18 protein-coding genes are annotated in these 20,114 nt (G+C 71.3%); 6 read left to right on the forward strand and 12 right to left on the reverse strand.

Annotated features, from left to right (window positions below; translation table 11 throughout):
- The first annotated feature begins 99 nt into the window (after positions 1-99).
- Positions 100-471: a PRC-barrel domain-containing protein gene (locus ACLVWQ_RS35950; RefSeq protein ID WP_414113463.1), complete on the forward strand. Its 372-nt coding sequence runs from the start codon at positions 100-102 to the stop codon at positions 469-471.
- Between the two features lie 19 nt (positions 472-490).
- Here ACLVWQ_RS35950 and ACLVWQ_RS35955 read toward each other — a convergent pair whose 3' ends face one another.
- Complete coding sequence (locus tag ACLVWQ_RS35955) at positions 491-925, reverse strand: ATP-binding protein (RefSeq protein WP_414113464.1); 435 nt, start codon at positions 923-925, stop codon at positions 491-493.
- 306 nt (positions 926-1,231) lie between these two features.
- Here ACLVWQ_RS35955 and ACLVWQ_RS35960 point away from each other — a divergent pair, with 306 nt between their 5' ends.
- Positions 1,232-1,408, forward strand: coding sequence for a hypothetical protein (locus ACLVWQ_RS35960; protein ID WP_414113465.1), 177 nt, complete (start codon positions 1,232-1,234; stop codon positions 1,406-1,408).
- A 108-nt stretch (positions 1,409-1,516) separates the two neighbouring features.
- Here the strand turns inward: ACLVWQ_RS35960 and ACLVWQ_RS35965 are convergent, their stop codons facing one another.
- The 4 genes from ACLVWQ_RS35965 to ACLVWQ_RS35980 form a co-directional block, all read right to left on the reverse strand.
- On the reverse strand, positions 1,517-3,559 hold the full coding sequence (locus ACLVWQ_RS35965) for a beta-galactosidase (RefSeq protein WP_414113467.1): 2,043 nt from the start codon (positions 3,557-3,559) through the stop codon (positions 1,517-1,519).
- A gap of 81 nt (positions 3,560-3,640) precedes the next feature.
- Positions 3,641-4,978, reverse strand: a complete 1,338-nt coding sequence (locus ACLVWQ_RS35970; protein WP_414113468.1) for an ABC transporter substrate-binding protein — start codon at positions 4,976-4,978, stop codon at positions 3,641-3,643.
- Between the two features lie 77 nt (positions 4,979-5,055).
- Positions 5,056-5,970 carry a carbohydrate ABC transporter permease gene (locus ACLVWQ_RS35975; protein WP_414113688.1) on the reverse strand — a complete coding sequence of 305 codons (915 nt, stop codon included), beginning with the start codon at positions 5,968-5,970 and terminating at the stop codon, positions 5,056-5,058.
- A gap of 89 nt (positions 5,971-6,059) precedes the next feature.
- Entirely contained in the window at positions 6,060-6,992 is a 933-nt protein-coding gene (locus tag ACLVWQ_RS35980; RefSeq protein ID WP_414113469.1) for a carbohydrate ABC transporter permease, read from the reverse strand.
- A 285-nt stretch (positions 6,993-7,277) separates the two neighbouring features.
- Here ACLVWQ_RS35980 and ACLVWQ_RS35985 point away from each other — a divergent pair, with 285 nt between their 5' ends.
- Both ACLVWQ_RS35985 and ACLVWQ_RS35990 read left to right on the forward strand, forming a co-directional pair.
- The gene (locus ACLVWQ_RS35985; RefSeq protein ID WP_414113689.1) at positions 7,278-8,267 is read left to right on the forward strand and encodes a LacI family DNA-binding transcriptional regulator; all 990 of its coding nucleotides are present in this window, start codon (positions 7,278-7,280) and stop codon (positions 8,265-8,267) included.
- Between the two features lie 100 nt (positions 8,268-8,367).
- Positions 8,368-9,174 (forward strand): aminotransferase class IV, encoded by an 807-nt coding sequence (locus ACLVWQ_RS35990; protein ID WP_414113470.1) that lies wholly within the window; start codon positions 8,368-8,370, stop codon positions 9,172-9,174.
- A 129-nt stretch (positions 9,175-9,303) separates the two neighbouring features.
- On the opposite strand, the gene ACLVWQ_RS35995 is transcribed toward ACLVWQ_RS35990, so the two are convergent.
- Entirely contained in the window at positions 9,304-10,839 is a 1,536-nt protein-coding gene (locus ACLVWQ_RS35995) for a hypothetical protein (RefSeq protein ID WP_414113471.1), read from the reverse strand.
- A 265-nt stretch (positions 10,840-11,104) separates the two neighbouring features.
- Here ACLVWQ_RS35995 and ACLVWQ_RS36000 point away from each other — a divergent pair, with 265 nt between their 5' ends.
- On the forward strand, positions 11,105-11,920 hold the full coding sequence (locus tag ACLVWQ_RS36000) for an SAM-dependent methyltransferase (protein WP_414113472.1): 816 nt from the start codon (positions 11,105-11,107) through the stop codon (positions 11,918-11,920).
- A gap of 57 nt (positions 11,921-11,977) precedes the next feature.
- Here ACLVWQ_RS36000 and ACLVWQ_RS36005 read toward each other — a convergent pair whose 3' ends face one another.
- The 6 genes from ACLVWQ_RS36005 to ACLVWQ_RS36030 are packed head-to-tail and all read right to left on the reverse strand — an operon-like array spanning position 11,978 to position 18,914.
- A complete protein-coding gene (locus ACLVWQ_RS36005; protein WP_414113473.1) occupies positions 11,978-13,249 on the reverse strand; it encodes a vWA domain-containing protein in 1,272 nt (423 codons plus the stop codon).
- Positions 13,246-14,145, reverse strand: a complete 900-nt coding sequence (locus ACLVWQ_RS36010; protein WP_414113475.1) for an AAA family ATPase — start codon at positions 14,143-14,145, stop codon at positions 13,246-13,248. Before ACLVWQ_RS36010 ends, ACLVWQ_RS36005 begins: the two co-directional genes overlap by 4 nt.
- Complete coding sequence (locus ACLVWQ_RS36015) at positions 14,142-15,116, reverse strand: XdhC family protein (protein ID WP_414113476.1); 975 nt, start codon at positions 15,114-15,116, stop codon at positions 14,142-14,144. The genes ACLVWQ_RS36010 and ACLVWQ_RS36015 overlap by 4 nt, the downstream gene beginning before the upstream one ends.
- Complete coding sequence (locus tag ACLVWQ_RS36020; RefSeq protein WP_414113477.1) at positions 15,113-17,512, reverse strand: aerobic carbon-monoxide dehydrogenase large subunit; 2,400 nt, start codon at positions 17,510-17,512, stop codon at positions 15,113-15,115. Before ACLVWQ_RS36020 ends, ACLVWQ_RS36015 begins: the two co-directional genes overlap by 4 nt.
- On the reverse strand, positions 17,509-18,003 hold the full coding sequence (locus ACLVWQ_RS36025; protein WP_414113478.1) for a (2Fe-2S)-binding protein: 495 nt from the start codon (positions 18,001-18,003) through the stop codon (positions 17,509-17,511). Before ACLVWQ_RS36025 ends, ACLVWQ_RS36020 begins: the two co-directional genes overlap by 4 nt.
- Before the next feature lie 5 nt (positions 18,004-18,008).
- Positions 18,009-18,914, reverse strand: a complete 906-nt coding sequence (locus ACLVWQ_RS36030; protein ID WP_414113479.1) for an FAD binding domain-containing protein — start codon at positions 18,912-18,914, stop codon at positions 18,009-18,011.
- Positions 18,915-19,105: 191 nt separating this feature from the next.
- Here ACLVWQ_RS36030 and ACLVWQ_RS36035 point away from each other — a divergent pair, with 191 nt between their 5' ends.
- Positions 19,106-20,065 (forward strand): LysR family transcriptional regulator, encoded by a 960-nt coding sequence (locus ACLVWQ_RS36035; protein WP_414113480.1) that lies wholly within the window; start codon positions 19,106-19,108, stop codon positions 20,063-20,065.
- Positions 20,066-20,114 lie beyond the last annotated feature (49 nt).

The following is a 20,114-nucleotide window of genomic DNA, read 5'->3' on the forward strand; positions in this document are numbered from 1 at the left end:
CGGTCCGGCAGCAGGGTATTGGCTGCCCGAGGACAGGCGGCCGGCCCACACCGGCGGCCGTGCTCGGCAAGGCACCGGACCACGGGAAGAGGGAGCGACGTGACCACCGACAGAATCTGGTCGTACGCATCGGACAGCGGGTACGCGGAGGGACTGCTGCTCAAGGGGTTCACGGTCGTCGCGGACGACGGAACGATCGGGCACGTGGACCGGCAGGTGGACGAGTCCGGGATGCGGCACCTGATCGTGGACACCGGCGGCTGGCTGTTCGGCAGGAGCGTCCTGATTCCCGTGGGTGTCGTCACCGCCGTCGCCCCGGACGCCCACGAGATCACGGTGGCGTGCACCGAGGAAGAGGTGAAGGAGGCGCCGCGGTTCCGCACCGACCGCGAGTCGCTGGACCCCGTGTATCTCGCCGGTGTCGGCGAGTACTACCGGAGTCTGCCGCCGCGGCAGGCCCCCACGGCCTGACTCCGGCCGGCGGCGGATCTCACCACGGCAGGAACACGTGGATGTCCTTGCCCTCGTCGGCCACCACCACACTCACCTGTTCACCCAGGGTGTGGATCAGATGCCACCCGACGCCTCCGTCTCCCCGGCCGGGACGGAAGGGGCGGGGCGCGGGCGGTGTGGTGCTGGTGTCGTGCACGGTCACGTGCACGCCGTCGTACGTGCGCCGCAGGCGCAGCTCGAACGGGCCCGGCGCGTACTGCACCACATTGGCCGCCAGCTCCGTCACGACCAGCAGGATGTCGTCCCAGTGCTCCGGGGCGGCCGGTGGCGAGGTACGCGTGAGCGCGAGCAGGAACTCCTCCGCCGCGAGCCGGGCCCCCGTCACATCGGGCAGCTCACCGGCGAAGGCGGTCGTCCTGGCGTACGTCTCCTCAGAAGGCAGTTTGTCGTCCCAACGCGGCTCGGTCGCCATTGCGCCTTCCCCAGCCCGTTCCCCGCGAGGCTGTGCTGATCCTGTGCTTCCACCGCTGCTTCCCGACGCCGAGGGGCTTACTCGTCCGGGTCCGGTGGGGATGGTCGGTCATCCGGTGTGCGGTGGTCCCGCGTGATTCCCGTGTGACCGGCGAGTACCACGATCGGACCGAGTCATGGGTGCCCGGACACGGGCGATTCCGTTCACGGTCCGGCCGTCGCCCGTGCCTGTTTCGGCCGGGCCGGGGCACACGGAGGGCGACGACGGGAGCCGGTCCCGTCGCTCGACCGGAAAAGGGGAGGATCCGTGCTCGGCATCGCAGCCGCAGTTCTGTTCTTCATAGCGTTCCTGATCAACGCCGCGGACATCTCGACCAACGACACCTTCACCTCGACGAACGTCATGCTCATCGGGTTGACCGTGCTGGCCCTGCACGTCGCCGGAGTGGGCAGCGGGTGGGCGGCCAAGGGCCGCAGGCGGTGAGGCGCGGGACTCCGCAGCCCCGCAGGAACAGCGCGCTCGGCGCGCTCAGCGCGAGAACGGACCGCACGGTGACTCTCCGTCGCCGTGCGGTCCGTTCGTTCACCGCTCTCAGCCGGCGGGCTGCCGCAGTACGGCGACGGCCCTGGGGCCCAGGACGAGACCGCCCCGCTCGTCGGTGTCGCCGGTCAGGACCTCCCCGGCGAGACCGGGCAGGGTCACGCTCGCGTCGGTCCGGTTGACCAGGAACAGGAAGCGGCCCTCGGGGCCGCGGCGTACGGTCAGCTCGACCGAGCCCCGTGCGGCGGCGGGCAGTTCGCTCTCGACGCCGGCCGGGCCGAGCAGCGCGGGCAGCAGACCGGCGAGCCCCTCGGCGCCGAGCCGGGTGGAGACGTACGCGGCCGAGCCCCGGCCCACCGTACGGCGGGTGACGGCGGGCCGCCCCGCGTACGCGCCGGTGCGGTACCGCGCCAGCACGTCCACCGCGGGATCGGTGACCGTGACGCGGTCGGTCCACAGGGTGCCCGCGGCGGCGCCGTCCAGTTCGACCGAGTCACCTTCGAGCAGCGGGCCGAACTCCTCGATGCGGATGCCGAGCAGCTCACGCAGGGCGCCCGGGTGGCCGCCGAGCCAGACGTGGTCGTTCTCGTCGACGACTCCGGAGAAGTAGGTGGTGACCAGGTGCCCGCCGGTCTCCGCGTACCGCGTGAGCTCCTTGGCCAGCGTCGCCGGGACCACGTGCAGCACCGGCGCGATCAGGACGTCGTACCGGCCGAGGTCGGCCGTGGTGGTCACGACGTCGGCCCGGACGCCGAGGGCGTGGAGCGCCGCGTACCAGTCCAGCGCCTCCTGGCGGTAGTCGAGCAGGGCGCTGGGGTGCGAGTCCTGCTCGCTGGCCCACCACGAGTCCCAGTCGTAGACGATGCCCACGCGGGCCGGTTCGCGCTCGGAGCCCGCGACCGGTGCCAGCGTCCGCAGGGTCTGCCCCAGGGCCACGACCGAGCGGAAGACCTCGCTGTCGGCACCGGCGTGCGGCACCATCGCGGAGTGGTACTTCTCGGCGCCCGCGGCCGACTGGCGCCACTGGAAGAAGCACACGGCGTCGGCGCCGTGCGCGACGTGCAGCAGCGCGTCGCGGGCCAGGTCGCCGGGGAGCTTGGCCACGTTCACGGGCTGCCAGTTGACCGCGCTGGTGGAGTGCTCCATCAGGAACCAGGGGCGCCCCGCGGCTGTCCCGCTGGTGAGGTTGGCGGAGAAGGACAGTTCGTCGCGGTCCTGCGGGCCCGGGTGGACGTAGTGGTCGTTGGAGACGAAGTCGATCTCGCCCGCCCAGTCCGGGTAGTTCATGCCCTTGGTGTTGCCCATCACCATGAAGTTGGTGGTGACCGGCACACCCGGGGTGATCTCGCGCAGCACGTCCCGCTCCGCGATCAGGTACTCCTTCAGCGCGTCGGAGGAGAAGCGCTTGAAGTCCAGCTGCTGGGTGGGGTTCGGGTGCGAGGCGGCGAGCCGGGGCGGCAGGAGCTGTTCCCAGTCGCTGTAGCGCTGCGACCAGAAGGCCGTGCCCCAGGCGTGGTTGAGGGCGTCGAGCGTGGTGTAGCGGGCGCGCAGCCAGGCGCGGAAGGCACGGGCCGCGTCGTCCGAGTAGTCGTAGACGTTGTGGCAGCCCAGCTCGTTGGAGACGTGCCAGGCCACCAGCGCGGGATGGTCCGCGTACCGCTCGGCCATCGTCCGCACCAGGCGCAGCGCGTGGTCGCGGAAGACGGGCGAGGTGGGCCGCCAGTGCTGCCGCGCCCCCGGCCACACCGTCTCACCGGAGGCGGTCACCGGAAGGATCTCCGGGTGGGCCGTGGTGAGCCAGGGCGGCGGGGACGCGGTGGCGGTGGCCAGGTCGACCCCGATGCCGCCCGCGTGCAGCAGGTCCATGACCTCGTCGAGCCAGGCGAAGTCCCACCGGTCCGGGGCAGGCTGGATGCGGGCCCAGGAGAAGATCCCCACGGAGACCAGGTTGACGCCGGCCTCACGCATCAGCCGTACGTCCTCCTCCCACACCTCGCGAGGCCACTGCTCGGGGTTGTAGTCGGCGCCGTAGGCGAGACGCGGGGTGCGGTCACCGTCCGGCCCGTCCAGCCGGGACAGGAGGGTGGAGATCATCGTGGTCCTTCCGGGGTTTCACAGGGGGCGCGGGGCATGCCTCGCCGGGCCGGCGGTGGACGCCGGCCCGACGGTGCGCGGCTACTCGACGGTGAAGCCCTGCTCCTTGCCGTACTTGACGGAGGCGTCCTGCCAGGACTTCAGGCCGTCGGAGAGCTTGGTGCTGCCGACGTAGGCCTTGCCGACGGTGTCGTTGAAGATCGAGTTGGCGTACTGCTGGAAGGGCAGGTACGACCAGTCGTCGGAGACGTTGGCGGCGGAGTCCGCGAAGATCTCGTTGGCCTTCTGGCCGCCGAAGTACTCGAACTCGGTGTTGCGGAACGCGTCGGTCTGCAGCTCGGCGGTGGTCGCCGGGAAGGCGCCCTCCTTGACCCGGCTCTGCACGCCGGCCCCGGAGTTGGCGTACTCCACGAAGGCGTAGGCGAGTTCCTTGTTCTTGCCCAGGGCGGGCAGGGTCAGCGAGCTGCCGCCGTTCTCCGCGCTCGCCTTGTCGCCCTTGGTCCAGGCGGGCATGGGCGCCGCGCGCCAGTCACCTGAGGCGTTCGGGACGCCGGTGACGAAGTTGGCCGGCATCCAGGCACCGCTGGCCAGGGTGGCGATGGTGCCGTCGCCCAGGCCCTTGTACCAGTCGTCGGTCCAGCCGTTGATCGGCGCGAGGAGCTTCTCGTCGATCAGCTTCTGCCAGGTGTCGGTGTACTTCTTGGCGCCCGCGTCGGAGAAGTCGACGCCGACCTTGGTGCCGTCGACCTTGTAGGGACGCGAACCGGCCTGCCACAGCATGCTGGTGGTGAAGCCCGCGTCGCCGGCGTCGTTGGCGATGTAGACCTTGGGGTCGGCCTTGTGCAGCTTGCGGGCCGCCTCGACGTACTCGTCCCAGGTGGTCGGCACCGTGATCTTGTACTTGTCGAAGATCTTCTTGTTGTAGAACAGCGCCATGGGGCCGGAGTCCATCGGCAGGCCGTAGACCTTGTCGCCCTCGCTCACGGCGTTCCACGGACCGGGCGTGTACTTGTCCTTGAGCTTGTCGGCGCCGAAGGGCGCCAGGTCGCTCAGGCCCTTGGTGAGGGAGTACTGACCCAGTGCGAAGTACTCGACCTGGGCGACGTCGGGGACGCCCTTCTCGGCCGAGATGGCGTTCGACAGGGCGGTGTAGTGCTTGTCGCCCGACCGCTCGCCGACCAGGTTGATCTTGACCTTGGGGTACTTCTTCTGGAAGTCCGCGGCGACCGTCTTCAGCGTGGGTTCCCAGGCCCAGACCGTGACCGAGCCGCCCTTCTTGAGGGCGGCCTGGACGTCGTCGGCGGAGACCGGCTTCGAGCCGGAGCTGTCGTCGTCGGAGCCACCGCAGGCGGTCGCCCCCAGGGCGAGGACGGAGAGGACGGCGAGGCCGCGCATCAGGCGGCTGGTCGTTCTGCGCATGGAGATGCTTCCACTTCTTCGTGGGCGGGACAGGGTGACGGTGGTGGAACCGAGGGGGGTGGGGGCCTGTGGGCGGGTCATTCCTTGACGCTTCCCGCGGCGAGTCCCGACTGCCAGTACCGCTGCAGCAGCAGGAACGCGGCGATCAGGGGCACGATGGTGAGCAGCGAGCCGGTGATCACCAGGTTGAAGATCACGTCACCGCCGATCGTCTCGGCCTGGGAGTTCCAGGCGCTCAGACCCAGGGTCAGGGGATACCAGTCGGGGTCCTTGAGCATGATCAGCGGCAGGAAGTAGTTGTTCCAGGTGGCGACCGTGGTGAACAGCAGCACGGTCACGATGCCCGGGGCGAGCAGCGGCAGGGCGACCCGGAAGAAGGTGCGCGCCTCACCCGCTCCGTCGATGCGCGCCGCCTCCAGCAGCTCGACGGGGATGGCCTCGGTGGCGAACACCCACATCAGATACAGGCCGAAGGGCGAGACCAGCGAGGGGACGATCACCGCCCAGGGGGTGTCGGTGAGTCCCATCTTGCTGAACATCAGGAAGGTCGGCACCGCCAGCGCGGTCCCCGGGACGGCGACGGCGCCGATCACCACGGCGAAGACGGCGCGCTTTCCGGGGAAGGTGAACTTGGCCAGCGCGTAGCCGCCGAGGATCGCCAGGAAGGTGGCCCCGCCGGCCCCGAGCACGACGTACATCAGGGTGTTCAGGAGCCAGCGGCCGAAGATGCCGTCGTTGTACGTGAAGGTGTCGGCGATGTTGTCCCAGAGGGCGAAGTCGTCGGCGAACCACAGTCCGGACGAGTCGGCCAGCCCCTCCTGGGTCTTGGTGGCGCTGATCAGCAGCCACACCAGGGGCACCACGGTGTAGACCAGGACCAGGCCGGTGAGCACGGTCAGCAGGACACTGCGCCTGGGGCGCCCGGCGGGCTGTTCGCGCCGCTTGCGCAGCCGGGGCACACCCTTGGCCGGACCGGCGGCCGGGACGGACACGGCCGGGGAGGCGGTGGTGGGCGAACCACTCGTGCTGCTCGTGCTGCCGGTGCCCGTACTGCTCGTGCTGTTCGTGCCGCTCACGGGGTTCACGCTCCCTTGCGCATGCCGCGAAGCTGCACGACATAGGCGATGACCATGGTGATCAGGCCCATGATGATGGCGACCGCCGCGGAGTAGTTGTGCTGCTGGCCGTTGAAGGACAGCGAGTACGTGTAGAAGTTCGGGGTGTAGTCCGTCGTGATCGCGTTGCGGGCCAGCGGCCGCAGGATGTTCGGCTCGTTGAACAGCTGGAAGCTGCCGATGATCGAGAAGATCGTCGCGATGACGAGGGCGCCCCGGATCGCGGGGAGCTTGATGGCGGTGATGACCCGGATCTGCCCGGCGCCGTCGATCTCCGCGGCCTCGTAGAGCGAGTTCGGGATGACCTTCAGCGCGGAGTAGAAGATCAGCATGTTGTAGCCGACGAACTCCCAGGTCACGATGTTGCCGATGGACGCCAGGACCAGGTCGCTGGAGAGCGGGTCGGGCAGCGTGACCCCGAACGCGTCGTTGATGTCACCGACCAGTCCGTACTTGGTGCCGTACATGAAGCCCCACATCAGGGTGGCGACCACGGCGGGCACGGCGTACGGCAGGAAGATCGTGATGCGGAAGAAGTCCGTGCCGTAGAGACGGCCGCTGTCCAGCGCCAGCGCGATCAGCAGGCCGATGAACAGCATGATCGGCACCTGGACGGCGAGGAAGAGCGAGACCCGGCCGAGCGAGGCCCAGAACTGGTCGTCCTGCAGGGCCTGCTGGTAGTTGTCCACGCCGACGAACTGGGTGCCGCCGATCAGCTGGTCGCGGAACAGGCTGAGATAGATCGAGTACGCGATCGGGGCCAGGAACACGAGGGCGAACACGGCCACGAAAGGACCGATGAAACCCCATCCCGTCCAGGAACGGCGGTCACCCGCGGCCGGGGGCCGGGCCCTGCGCGGCTGCGGCTCGGCAGCCACCGGCGGTTGCAACGTCGTCATGTCGTTCCTCGCTCGTCCCTCTCGCGAAAACCCGGCGCCGCGCGCCGATGACGTCTGCGTAAACGAGGCGACTCGGAAGGACTCGTGGCCTGTTATGTTTACGTAAACATCTGATGGCGGCATGTCTACACTGCCCCGTTGACGGTGGTCAAGAGTCATTTGAGGAAACCGCGGACCGGACGGCGAGGGAGACGGGTGGACACAGCGGACAGCGCCTCGGCGAACAGGCAGCGGGCGGCGGCGCCCGCCAGGAAACGGGCCTCCCGCCGGACACAGAGCGCCTCCATGGCGGACGTCGCCCAGCTGGCGGGCGTCTCCTCACAGACCGTTTCGCGGGTCTCCAACGGTTACGCGGGTGTGAACGAGGAGACCCGGCAGCAGGTGCTGGCCGCCATGCGCGAACTGGGCTACCGGCCCAACAGCGCGGCCCGCGCGCTCAAGCGTGGCGAGTTCCGCACCATAGGCGTGATCACTTTCGGCCTTTCGACCACCGGCAACGTCCGCACACTGGAGGCGATCGCGACCTCGGCGGCGCACGAGGGCTACGCGGTGACGCTGCTGCCCGTCGCCGTGCCCACCCAGGACGAGGTGCGCGGCGCGTTCTCCCGGCTGGGGGAGCTGGCCGTCGACGCCGTCATCGTCATCCTGGAGGTGCACCTCCTCGACGCGGTGACCCTCTCCCTGCCGCCCCACATCAAGGTGGTGGTGGCCGACTCGGACGCCGGCGACCGCTACACCGTGGTCGACACCGACCAGGCCGGCGGCAGCCGCGACGCCGTACGGTATCTGCTCGGCCTCGGCCACGACACGGTCTGGCACCTGTCGGGCCCCGAGGAGTCCTTCGCGGCGCAGCGCCGGGCCGACGCCTGGCGCGCCGAGCTCACCGAGGCGGGCCGCACCGCGCCCCCGCTGGTACGCGGTGACTGGTCGGCCGAGTCCGGCTACCGGGCCGGACTCGAACTGGCCGAGCGGCGGGACTGCACCGCCGTGTTCGTGGCCAACGACCAGATGGCGCTCGGTCTGCTGCGGGCGCTGCACGAGCGGGGCCGGTACGTGCCCGACGACGTCAGCGTCATCGGCTTCGACGACATCCCCGAGGCCGGCTCCTTCCTGCCGCCCCTGACCACCGTCCACCAGGACTTCGCCGAGGTGGGCCGGCGCTGCGTGGAGGGCGTGCTGCGGCAGATGGACCAGGACGCGCCGGAGCACGGCACCACGCTCGTGCCGACCCGGCTCGTGGTGCGGGACAGTACGGCGGCGCCGCGGGCGCGGTAGGTGGTGTGCGGGTGCTCCCGGGGTACCGAACGTGCTGGTGGATGAATTCAGCGGCGTCGGCGGACGTACCTACGGGTGTACCGAGAGGAGAGATTCTTTGATGACACAACCGGCAACCGCAGAGGGACTGTTGGCGTGGGTGCCCGGCCATGGGCTGATCGCGGGGCTCGCGGCCGACACCCAACTGCTGGTCGCGGACTCCTGGCTGGTCAGGGACGGGCGGGTGCGTGGCCTCGACCGGCACCGGGAGCGGTTCCTGCGGGCCTGCGGCGACTGCGGAGGTCCGACTCTCCAACAACTCACGGACTTCTGGCAGGACATGACGGCGGCGCTGCCCCGTACCGGGTTCTGGTTCCCGCGGGTGGAGCTGGTGGCGGGCTCCCTCCAGCTGAGACTCCTGCTGAGGCACGCCCCGCCGCTCACCTCCGAGATACGGGTGTGGGCGGCGGGGCAGCCCGATCCGCGTACCGTGCCGCGCCGCAAGGGGCCCGACCTGGACACCCTGGCGCGGGTCCGGCAGCGGGCGTCCGGGCAGGGTGCGGGGGAGGCGGTGCTGATCTCCCCGTCCGGGGTGGTGCTGGAGGGGGCGGTCTCCAGCGTGCTGTGGTGGGAGGACGACACGTTGTGCCTGCCGCCGCCGCATCTGCCGGTGCTGGCCGGTGTCACCACGGGGCTCGTCCAGGAGCGGGCGTCGCGTGACGGGGTGCGGCTGGCGCATCGGGAGCGGACGCTGGACGAACTGGCGGGGCGGGAGGTGTGGCTGGTGAACGCCTTGCACGGGCTGCGGTCGGTGGTCGGGTGGGAGGGGCGGGCGATGGAGGTGGGGGCGGCTTCTCGGGCGCCGGAATGGCGGGAGTGGCTGGAGGGGCTGTCGGAGCCGCTGCCGGTGGTGGCTTCGGGGGGCTGAGGGTTGTTCGTCGGGTGCGGGTGCGGGTGGGGTGTGGCTGGTCGCGCAGTTCCCCGCGCGCCTAAAGGATTGCGCAGTTCCCCGCGCCCCTGAAAGATCGCGCCGGTCCCCGGTCCCCGCGCCCTGAGGTCAGGGGGCGATGCCTACGTCGGGGATGTGGCTCCAGGACTTTTCCTGGGTGGCTGTCATGGCCGGCCAGCGCAGGCCGCCGGGGCGGGCGTTGACCTTCGACGCGTACGGGCCCGGGTGGAAGTCCGGGTCGTAGAAGCAACCGGTGCCGTACTCGGCGTCGAACGCGGGGCAGGACGCCGCGAGGGACCTGGCCGTCGGCTTCTTGCCGGAGCGCACCCAGGAGTCCAGCGCGGAGATCGAGTTGGCGTACTCGGAGTCGCTCAGTCCGCTGTGTTCGTGCTCCTGGGAGAAGGACTGCACGAGGTTCTGCTCCCGGCCGGCGCCACGGAGGCTGTCCCGGTACGCCGACTCGTGCTCGACGAACGCCGTCGGGTCGTCGATCGCGTGCAGCGTGAGCACCGGAATGTCGACCTTGCCCGTCAGATCGCTGTCGTACGAGAGGTCGCGTACGGCCGTGGGGTCGGCGGAGAACCGCTCGACGCCCGCGTTGAGCGCCTTGTCGTCATGCGAACCGGAGTAACGCACGCCCTGGTTGCTGAACGGATTGCGGCCGCCGAGCCGGTTGTGCACGATGTCGCGGAAGGTGAACGTCGCGAACCGCAGATGCGATTCCAGGGTGCGCTCGGGCACTCCCGTGACCGCGAGGATGTCGTCCAGGTTGCGCTGCTGCACCGCGGTCCGCTCCTGCGGCGACGACTCGAAGCCCGTGCACTCCTGCAGACGCGCGCCCAGCCCGGCGGACGTCATGGTCGAGCCCTCCCGCAGCCCTTCCCACAGCGGGTACTGGACCTCGGTGGGACGAGGGTGGTTCGCGCAGTAGTACTGGTACACCACCCGCAGGTCGACGCGGTAGTCGTAGCCGCGTGAACCACCGCCGAGGACCCCGTTGGTGAGCAGGGCCCCGTCGTACGGGCCGCGCCTGCCCGCGCCGTACGTCTCCACGACCTTCGCGGCGACGTCGCCGCCCCAGGACTGGCCGTGCACATAGGTCCGCTTCGGGGCGCCGAACTCCTCGACGAACAGGCGCCGCAGGTTCTCCGTGTCGGCGGCGGCCATCCGGGTCCCGTAACCGCCGCGACGGTACGACGAGCCGGCCCAGGCGTAGCCCTCGTCCACCATCACCGACCAGCGCTCCAGGTCACCGGTGCTGCGCTCCGGGTCGGACCCGTCGCCGAGGTCCGGGCCTCCGTGCGCGTGCACGACGAGGGAGCTGTTCCAGTTCTTCGGGACGGCGATCGCGTAGTAGGCGCCGTCGGCGGCCCGCCCCGTGTAGCAGGTGGCCTTCCCCGTGAGGTTCGCCGGGCACTCCACGGCTGCCGGTCCGTCCGCGGACGAGGACGCGGACGAGGGCGTGGATGCGGTCCCGGTCCCGGTCGAGGTGGCGGCGGCAGGTCCGGAGAGTGTGCCCAGGAGGAGGCCCGCGAGGCCCGCGGCCACCGCCGTACCGCGGCGCTGGAAGAAACCGGACCTCGTCCGGACCCCTTGACGGACTCCGTCAGGGCTCCCCTTCGTGCTCGGCCTGGTCCTGTCCATGGCGTGTTCTCCCTCTCCTCGTCGGCGCGCCTTTGCGCGACGCGCCGATGCTAAGGAGCGGCCGGGCGAAAACCCATGGCTTGATCATTACGTTCATTGAGTTCGCCCGGCGGCGGTGCCGTGCGCCCGGAGCGGCTGAAGCCGTGCGCACCGCGTCTCGATCTCGCCGGTGACTCGGCGGGGACGATGGTTCTAGGTTGTACTCCGCGTCGTGTTCGGCGTGGGACGTCACGGCCAACAACTGTTGCCCACAAGGAGGTTGCCGGTGACGCAGGACTCGTCCGCCCCCGACGCGGCGGCGTCGGCGAAGATCGACTCGACGGTGCCGCACTCGGCCCGGATCTGGAACTACTGGCTCGGCGGGAAGGACAACTACCCCGTCGACCACGTGGCGGGGGACGCGTTCCGTGAGGTCTTCCCCGGCATCACCGACCTCGCCCGCGACTCGCGGGCCTTTCTCGGCCGCGCCGTGCGCCGGCTGGCCGGTGAGGCCGGAATCCGGCAGTTCCTCGACATCGGCACCGGGCTGCCGACGCTCGACAACACCCATGAGATCGCCCAGGGTGTCGCGCCCGAGTCCCGCATCGTCTATGTGGACAACGACCCCCTGGTCCTGGTCCATGCCCAGGTGCTGCTGACCAGTACCCCCGAAGGGGCGACCGACTACGTCGACGCCGATCTGCACGACCCCCGAGCCGTCCTGCGCGAGGCGTCGAGAACACTGGACCTCACACAACCGGTCGCGCTGACACTGATGCAGGTGAGCGGACACATAGCCGACTACGACGAAGCCCGGCGCATCGTCGACACGCTGATGGCGGCGCTGCCCTCCGGCAGCTACCTCGCGTTCAACGACAGTGTGGACACCAACGAGGCCAATGCCGAAGCCACCCACCTCTACAACGAGAGCGGCGCGGCCCCGTACCATCTGCGCGATCCTCGGCAACTGGCCGGCTTCTTCGAGGGGTTGGAGCTGCTCGACCCCGGTGTCGTTCCCCTCAACGACTGGCGGCCGGACCCCGCGGACGACCGTGCCTCCGGGGATGTCATCGCGCTGTGCGGCGTGGCGCGCAAACCGTGAACGGGACGGCCGCACCCTGAACGCGCGCGCTGTGCACAGCGGTTCGCGGTTCGCAGCTCACCGCACGCGTGCCCGTGGGCGCCCTGCCTGTCGGTCACGGCCACGGCCTCGGCTTCCGTCGTCCGCGATCGCCTCGATCACCTCGGTGAGCGCGGTGAAGCTGTGGCCGCTCACGAACGCGTCGCAGTGGGGGAGGGCGGCGGCCATTCCGCCGGTGCGCGGGAGGTAACCGGGTGCCGCTCTGCGCGGGTTGACCCAGACGATCCGGTGGGCCAGCCGCGCCAGGCGGGACATCTCGCGCCCGACCGCACCGGGGTCCTCCCCCTCCCACCCGTCGGAGAAGACCACCACCACCGCGCCGCGCGCCATGCCCCGGCGGCCGTAACGGTCGATGAACTCCGCCAGCGCGTGGCCGATCCGCGTACCCCCCGACCAGTCGGACGCGATGTCACCCACCCGGCGCAGCGCGGCGTCCACCCCGGACGGCCCGGTGTGCCGCAGCACCGGCGTGAGCCGGGTGAGCCGGGTGGCGAAGACGAACGCCTCGGCCCCGGCCCCGGCCGCGGCTCGGGGGAAGAGCCGCAGGTAGGCGCGTGTGTACGGCTGCATGGAGCGGGAGACGTCGCACAGCAGCACCAGCCGGCGCCGCCGGAGCCGGTCGCGGCTGCGCGCCAGAGTCAGTGGCTCCCCGCCCGTGCGCTGCCCGGTGCGCAGGGTACGGCGCAGATCGATGCGGCGCCCCCGTCGGCCGGTCTCCTGTCGGCGAGCGCGCCGCACCGGGGTCCGGAGCGCCAACAGGTCCAACAGCCTTTCCAGGTCGGCCAGTTCACCGGCGGTGAGGGTGGCGAAGTCCTGGTGTCCGAGCGCCTCGGCCGCACTGCCCGCGCTGGGCAGCGCCTCGGCCCGCCGCTCCCTGCCCGCTCTCCGTGCCCGGTCGCGGTCCGCTGCCGTGCCCGCCGTGCCGCATCTCAGCGGCGCGGACCCCGCGTCCACCGGGGCCCGCCCGGTCACCGGATCCGGCGCGATGCCCGGCCCCGGCGAGGGCCGCCGGCGGTCCCGCCGCACGGAGAGAGCCACCGAACGCGGAACGCCTCCGAAGACCACGTCGAAGACCCGGTCGAACGGAGCGATCTGCGCGCGCCCCGTCACGAAGGCCAGCCGCGCCACCCAGTACAGCGCCGCACGGTCCACGGGCGGCAGCAGCCGCAGCGCGTCGAGGAACCGCACCGACCGCTCCGGCGTCACCGCCACCCCGGCGCGGCGCAGTTCCACCCCCAGCCGGGCCCCGAACTCGGCCCGGTCGAAGAGCGGAACCTCCGCGCCGGTCACGGCTGCCGGCCCGCGACCAGCCAGTCCAGGCCGCGCGCCCGCACCGAATCCTGGTCCTCCCGGTACTTCAGCAGCGCACCGAGGGTGCTCCCGGCGACCCCCGCCTCCAGGACCGCCACGTCGAGCAGCTTCAGCGCGGAGATCCAGTCGATGGTCTCGGCGATGCCCGGCGCCTTCTGCAACTCCACTGCCCGCAGCCGCCGTACGGCTGCCGACACCGCGACCGCCAGCTCGTGCGACGTGCCCGGCACCCGGCGCCGTACGATCTCGACGATCCGCTCGGTCTCCGGATAGTCGATCCAGTGGTACAGGCACCGGCGTTTGAGCGCGTCGTGGAGGTCGCGGGTGCGGTTGGAGGTGAGCAGCACGACGGGCGGCACTTTCGCCCGCACGGTGCCGAGTTCCGGAATGGTGACGGCGGCCTCGGCCAGGACCTCCAGGAGGAACGCCTCGAAGTCGTCGTCGGCGCGGTCGATCTCGTCGATGAGCAGGACGGCGGGCGCGGGGCCGGGATGGCTCAGCGCGGCGAGCACGGGCCGGCGCAGCAGGTACGCCTCGCCGAACAGATCGGCCTCACCGAGCTGTTCGTGCCGTGCCTCGGCGAGCCGGATGCCGAGCAGCTGGCGCGGATAGTTCCACTCGTACAGTGCCTCGGCCGCGTCCAGGCCGTCGTAGCACTGCAGCCGGATCAGCGGGCTGCCCAGGATCGCGGCCACCGACTTGGCCGCCTCGGTCTTGCCGACGCCTGCCTCGCCCTCCAGGAGCAGCGGCTGGGGCAGGCGCAGCGCGAGGAAGAGAGCGGTGACCAGGCCGTCGTCGGCCAGATACCCCAGCGCGTCCAGCGCGGCGCGCAGGCTGCCGACACCCGGCAGGCAGCGCTCGACGTACTCGCTCACGACGCCCCGGCCTCCGGATCCGCCTGCGCCCGCGGCTGGGCCCGCGCGTACCGGGCGGGGTCCTTCTCGTACTCCTCGCGGCAGGCGGTGCGACAGAACCATCGCCGGCCACCACCGCCCGCGTCCGAGTACGGGGTACCGGCCTCCAAGACGGCGACCTCCATCCCGCAGACCGGGTCGGTGGCCGTCACCGGCGCGGTTTCCGTGGAGCGGGAGCGCACCGACCCGATCACCTCCGCCAGGATCGACACCGCGATCTCGCCCGGGGTGCGGGCCCCGATCCACAGGCCCGCCGGGGTGTGGACCCGGGCCCGCTGTTCCTCGTCGAGCCCGAGCCCGGCCAGCACCGCTGCCCCGCGCCGCGGACTGGCGACCAGACCGATGTACGGCACACCGGCCCGGAGCGCCGACAGCAGGACCGGTTCCTCGTCGCGGCCGTGCGAGGCGATCACCACCGCCCCGGCGCCGTCCGGGGACTCGGCGCCGGACGCCTCGGTGATCCCGTACCCGAGCACCGGTCCGAAGGCGAGGACGGCGCGGGCGACGGGGGACTCGCCGAACACCAGCACACGCGGTACGGGCCGCAGCGGCTCCAGGAAGATCTCCAGCTCCCCGCCGGACAGGCAGGGGTTGGAGACGCTGACCGCGCCGTCCTCGACGACCGGCTCCCCGGTGCCGTCCGCCGTCTCCGTGGGCGAGATGCGCAGCAGCAGGGACTCGCCGCTGCGCAGGGTCCGCAGCGCCTGGACCCGCACGGTGGCCTCCGCGCAGACGCCACCGACGAAGCCCTCGATCCTGCCGTCCGCGAGGACCAGCGCGGTGTCGCCCGGCCGCGCGCCGGCCGGACGGCGGGCGCGCACCACTGTCGCCTTCACGAACGGCACACGGTGGCCCGTCAGTTCGGCCATGCGCGCCTCCAGCACTCCGGGCGGCGCCGGTGCGACGGGACCGACAGGACTGGTGGGACTCATTGCGGTGCCTCCACCTCGCCGCCCTGCAGCGCCTGCCACACCCGGCTCGGGGTCAGCGGCATGTCGGCGTGGCGTACGCCGATGGCGTCCAGGACCGCGTTGACGACGGCGGGCGGCGAACCGACGGTCGCGGACTCGCCGACGCCCTTCGCCCCGATCGGATGGTGCGGTGACGGGGTGACGGTGTGGTCCAGCTCCCAGGCCGGGACCTCCAGCGCGGTCGGCAGCAGATAGTCCATGAACGACCCGGACAGACAGTTGCCGTCCTCGTCGAAGCCGATGATCTCCATCAGCGCCATCCCGACGCCGTCGGCGAGACCCCCGTGCACCTGCCCCTCGATGATCATCGGGTTGATACGGGTCCCGCAGTCGTCCACCGCGACGAACCGCCGTACCTTCACCGAGCCCGTGCCGGGATCGACGTCCACCACACAGACGTACGCGCCGAACGGGTAGGTCATCTCGGGCGGGTTGTAGACGGTCGTCGCCTCCAGATGGCCCTCCACCCCGTCCGGCAGTTCCAGCGAACCGTGCGCCGCGAGCGCGATCTCCTGGATCGTCCTCGTCATCGCCGGGTCGCCCTTGACCGACCAACGGCCCTTCGTCCACTCGAGATCGTCCGGCGCGACCTCCAGCATGGCGCCCGCGACGATCCGCGCCTTGTCCCGCACCTTGCGCGCCACCACGGCCGCCGCGGCCCCCGACACCGGTGTGGAGCGGCTGCCGTACGTGCCGAGCCCGAACGGGGTCCGGTCGGTGTCGCCGTGCACGACGTCGATGTCCTCGGGCGGGATGCCCAGTTCCTCCGCGACGATCTGCGCGAACGTCGTCTCGTGGCCCTGCCCCTGGGTCTGCACGCTCAGCCGGACGACCGCCTTGCCGGTCGGATGGACGCGCAGTTCGCAGCCGTCCGCCATGCCGAGCCCCAGGATGTCCATGTGCTTGCGCGGCCCCGCCCCGACCGTCTCCGTGAAGAACGAGAGCCCGATGCCCATGAGTTCACCCCGGGCGCGCTTCTCGCTCTGCTCCTTGCGCAGCTCCTCGTACCCCGCGATGTCCATGGCCTTGCGCAGACAGGCGGGGTAGTCGCCGGAGTCGTACGTCCAGCCGGTCTTGTTCTCGTAGGGGAACTGCTCCGGACGCAGCAGGTTGCGCATCCGCAACTCGGCCGGGTCCGCGCCGAGTTCGTCGGCCAGACAGTCCACCAGGCGCTCGATGAGATAGACCGCCTCGGTGACCCGGAAGGAGCAGGCGTACGCGACTCCGCCGGGAGCCTTGTTGGTGTAGACACCCGTGACCCGGCAGTGCGCGGCCTCGATGTCGTACGAGCCGGTGAAGATGTGGAAGAAGCCCGCGGGGTACTTGGTGGGCTGCGCCGTGGAGTTGAAGGCGCCGTGGTCGGCGAGGACCTTGACCCGGACGCCCAGGATCCGCCCGTCCCGGGTCGCCGCGATCTCACCGGCCATGTGGTAGTCACGGGCGAAGGACGTGCTCATCAGGTTCTCGGAGCGGTCCTCCATCCACTTCACGGGCCGCCCGGTGACGATCGACCCGACGATCGCGCACACGTACCCCGGATAGATGCCGACCTTGTTGCCGAACCCGCCGCCGATGTCGGGGGACACCACCCGGATCTTGTGCTCGGGAAGGCCGGCCACCATCGCGTACAGCGTGCGGTGGGCGTGCGGCGCCTGAGTGGTGGAGTACAGGGTGAGTTTGCCGTCGACCGGGTCCATGGCGGCGACCGCCCCGCAGGTCTCCAGCGGGGCGGGGTGGACCCTCGGATAGAGCATGGTCTGCTCGACGACCACGTCGGCCCGCGCGAACACCTCGTCGGTGGCCGCGCGGTCACCCGCCTCCCAGTCGAAGAGGTGGTTGTCCGTGCGCCCTTCCAGGTCGTCGCGGATGACGGGCGCCTCGGGGTCCAGCGCGTGCCGGGCGTTGACCACCGGGTCGAGCGGCTCGTAGTCGACGTCGATCAGCTCGATCGCGTCGCGTGCCGCGTAGTGGTCCTCGGCGACGACGAACGCGACCTCCTGGCCCTGGAAGCGGACCTTGTCGGTGGCGAGCACGGCCTGGGTGTCCATCGACAGCGTCGGCATCCAGTCGAGCCCCAGTCCCGCCAGCGTCGCGCCGGTGATCACCGCCCGGACCTTGGGGTGTGCCTCGGCGGCCGAGGCGTCGACGGAGAGGATGCGGGCGTGTGCGAACGGGCTGCGCAGGACCGCCCCGTGCAGCATGCCGGGCAGGTGGATGTCGTCCACGTAGCGGCCCTTGCCGCGGACGAAGCGGGGGTCCTCCTTGCGCTTCATCCGGCCGAAGCCGATGGGCCGCTCGGGCTCCCGCCCCTGTTCCTGGTCCCGGGGCGTCACCGGGGGTTCGTCGACGGCGGTCATGTCTGGCTCCCCGTGGCCTCGGGGGCGGCACCGGCCTGTTCCCCGGCCGCCCACCGGATGGACCTGACGATGTTCAGATAGCCGGTGCACCGGCACAGCTGTCCCGAGATGGCCTCGCGGATCTCCTGCTCGGAGGGATCCGGATTGCGGTCCAGGAGCGCCCGGCCGGTCAGCATCATGCCCGGGGTGCAGAACCCGCACTGGAGACCGTGCCGTTCGATGAACCCCTGCTGCACGGGGTCGAGCCGTTCACCGTGCGCTAGATCCTCGACCGTACGGATCTCATGACCGGCCGCCATCACCGCCAGCACCGTGCAGCTCTTCACCGGCTCGCCGTCCATCAGCACCACGCAGGTGCCGCAGTTGCTGGTGTCGCAGCCCCAGTGGGTGCCCGTCAGCTCCAGGTCGTCGCGGAGGAAACGCACGAGCAGATGACGGGGTTCGACCTCCCGGGTCCGGTCCTCACCGTTGACGCTGACAGTGATCCGCATACGCCTCACGCCTCCCTCGCCGTGCCGGTCCCGGCGGCTCGCCCGGCCTGTGCGGCTCGTGCGACGGACCGTCGCAGGGCCCGCCTGGTCAGTTCGCCGGCCAGATGCCGCTTGTACTCGGCGCTGCCCCGGCCGTCGGTGACCGGCGAACAGCTCGCGGCGGCCAGCCGGCCCGCCTCCTCGTACAGCGACTCGGACGGTTCGGCGCCGTTCAGCAGGGTCTGGACCGCGTCCAGGTTCAGCGCGCCGGCACCCACCGCGGCCAGCCCCACGCCCGCGTCGGCGATCCGCCCCGCGCGCAGGGTCAGGGCGACCCCCGCGGCGGCCACCGCCCAGTCCCCGGACTTGCGCTCGACCTTCTCGTACGCGCTGCCCGCCCCCGGCCGGACCGGGATCCGAACCTCGACCAGCATCTCGCCGACGCCCACCGCGGTCTCGTAAGGGCCCTGGTGGAAGTCGGCCATGGGAACGACCCGTTCACCGGCCTCCCCGCGGATCACGGCGCGGGCGTGCAGCGCCCCGCACACCGCGGACAGGTCCTCCGACGGGTCCGCCTGGCAGAGCGAGCCGCCGATGGTGCCCCGGTTGCGCACCGGCGGGTCGGCGATCACCTTCTCCGCGTCGTGGACGATGGGGAAGTACCGGCCGACCGGCGCCGACTCCAGCAGGGCGCGGTGCCGGGTGAGCGCGCCGACGCGCAGTTCGTCGCCGACCTGCTCGATGTGGTCGAGTTCGTGCAGGTCGTTGATGTCGACGAGCAGTTCGGGCCCGGCCAGGCGCAGCTTCATCATCGGCAGCAGGCTGTGGCCGCCGGCCACCACCCGCGCCTCCTCGCCGTAGCGCCGCAGCAACTCCAGCGCCTCGTCCACGCTCTGCGCGCGCCGGTAGTCGAACGAAGCGGGTACCTGCACGGCACGCTCCCTCCCGGACCGAGCCCGCCGAACGGGAGCCGTCCGCCGATCGAGGGCCGGGCCGGTGTCCGGCCCTTCGGGGGAACCATCGCGCGGGCGTATGCGCCGGTCAACGGCGACTCAAGCGAATGCTTAAGACACCTCGTACCGGAAAGGGTCCCTCCGGTCGAACAGCCCTTGTAATGGCGGGCATGACGCTGACCCAGCTGCGCGCTTTCGTCACGGTGGCCCGCCTCGGTTCCGTGAAGGACGCCGCGCGGTCGCTCGGTGTCACCGAGGCGGCGGTCTCCGGAGCGGTCGCCGCGCTCCGCCGCGAACTCGGCGACGTGCTCTTCATCCGGGCCGCCGGCGGGATCAGCCTCACCCCGGGCGGCAGCCGGCTGGCCGCGGGCGCCGCCGAGATCGTCGGACTCGCCGAGGAGACCAGGCACCGCGTCCGGCAGGCGAACTCCGGCACCGCCCATCTGCGGGTGGCGTCCACCGAGGCCGGCGTCGAACAGGTGCTGCCCGCGCTGCTCACGGCCTTCGGACGCCGGCAGCCCGACCTGGACGTCGAGACCCTCGCCGTGCCGGTCGCGGTCTTCGGCGACCTGCTCCGCGACCGGCGTGCCGACGTCACGATCGGTCCGGCGCCGCGTCCGGTACCGGCCGTGGAGTCGATACCGTTCCTGCGCTTCCAGCTGGCCGTCGTCGCCGCCCCGGACCACCCGCTGACCCACCGGCAACGGCTGGCCCCCGCCCAACTGGCCCACGGACCCTGGCTGCTGGGCCCGGCCGGCCTCGACCCGGACACCCTGTCAGGCGCCTTCCTCTCGCACATCGGAGTCGAGGCCACCGGCGCCAAGGCCTTCCCCAGCGTCACGGCCTCGCTCAACGCGGTGGCCGCGGGGGCCGGCCTGTCGGTGACCTTCCTGCACGTGGTGCGCGACGACCTGCGGCGCGGGGCGCTGGTCCGGCTCGACGTCGTCGGCGCCCGGCTCGGCGGCATGCTGTACGCGAGCGCGCTCACCGGTGACCGACGGTCGACGACGTCCGCCGCGCTGTGCCGGTTCGTGACGACTCCGGCCGCCACCCAGGCGGTCCTGACCCGGTCCGACGGGGTTCCCATGAACGAGTTCCGCCCGCCCGTCCACGTCACGATCTGGAGCTGACGCGGGCTGACGGGCGCTGACGCGGGCCGACGAGGGCGGACGGCGTGGC

This window comes from Streptomyces sp. CWNU-52B (genome assembly GCF_047444975.1).
Lineage (GTDB): Bacteria > Actinomycetota > Actinomycetes > Streptomycetales > Streptomycetaceae > Streptomyces.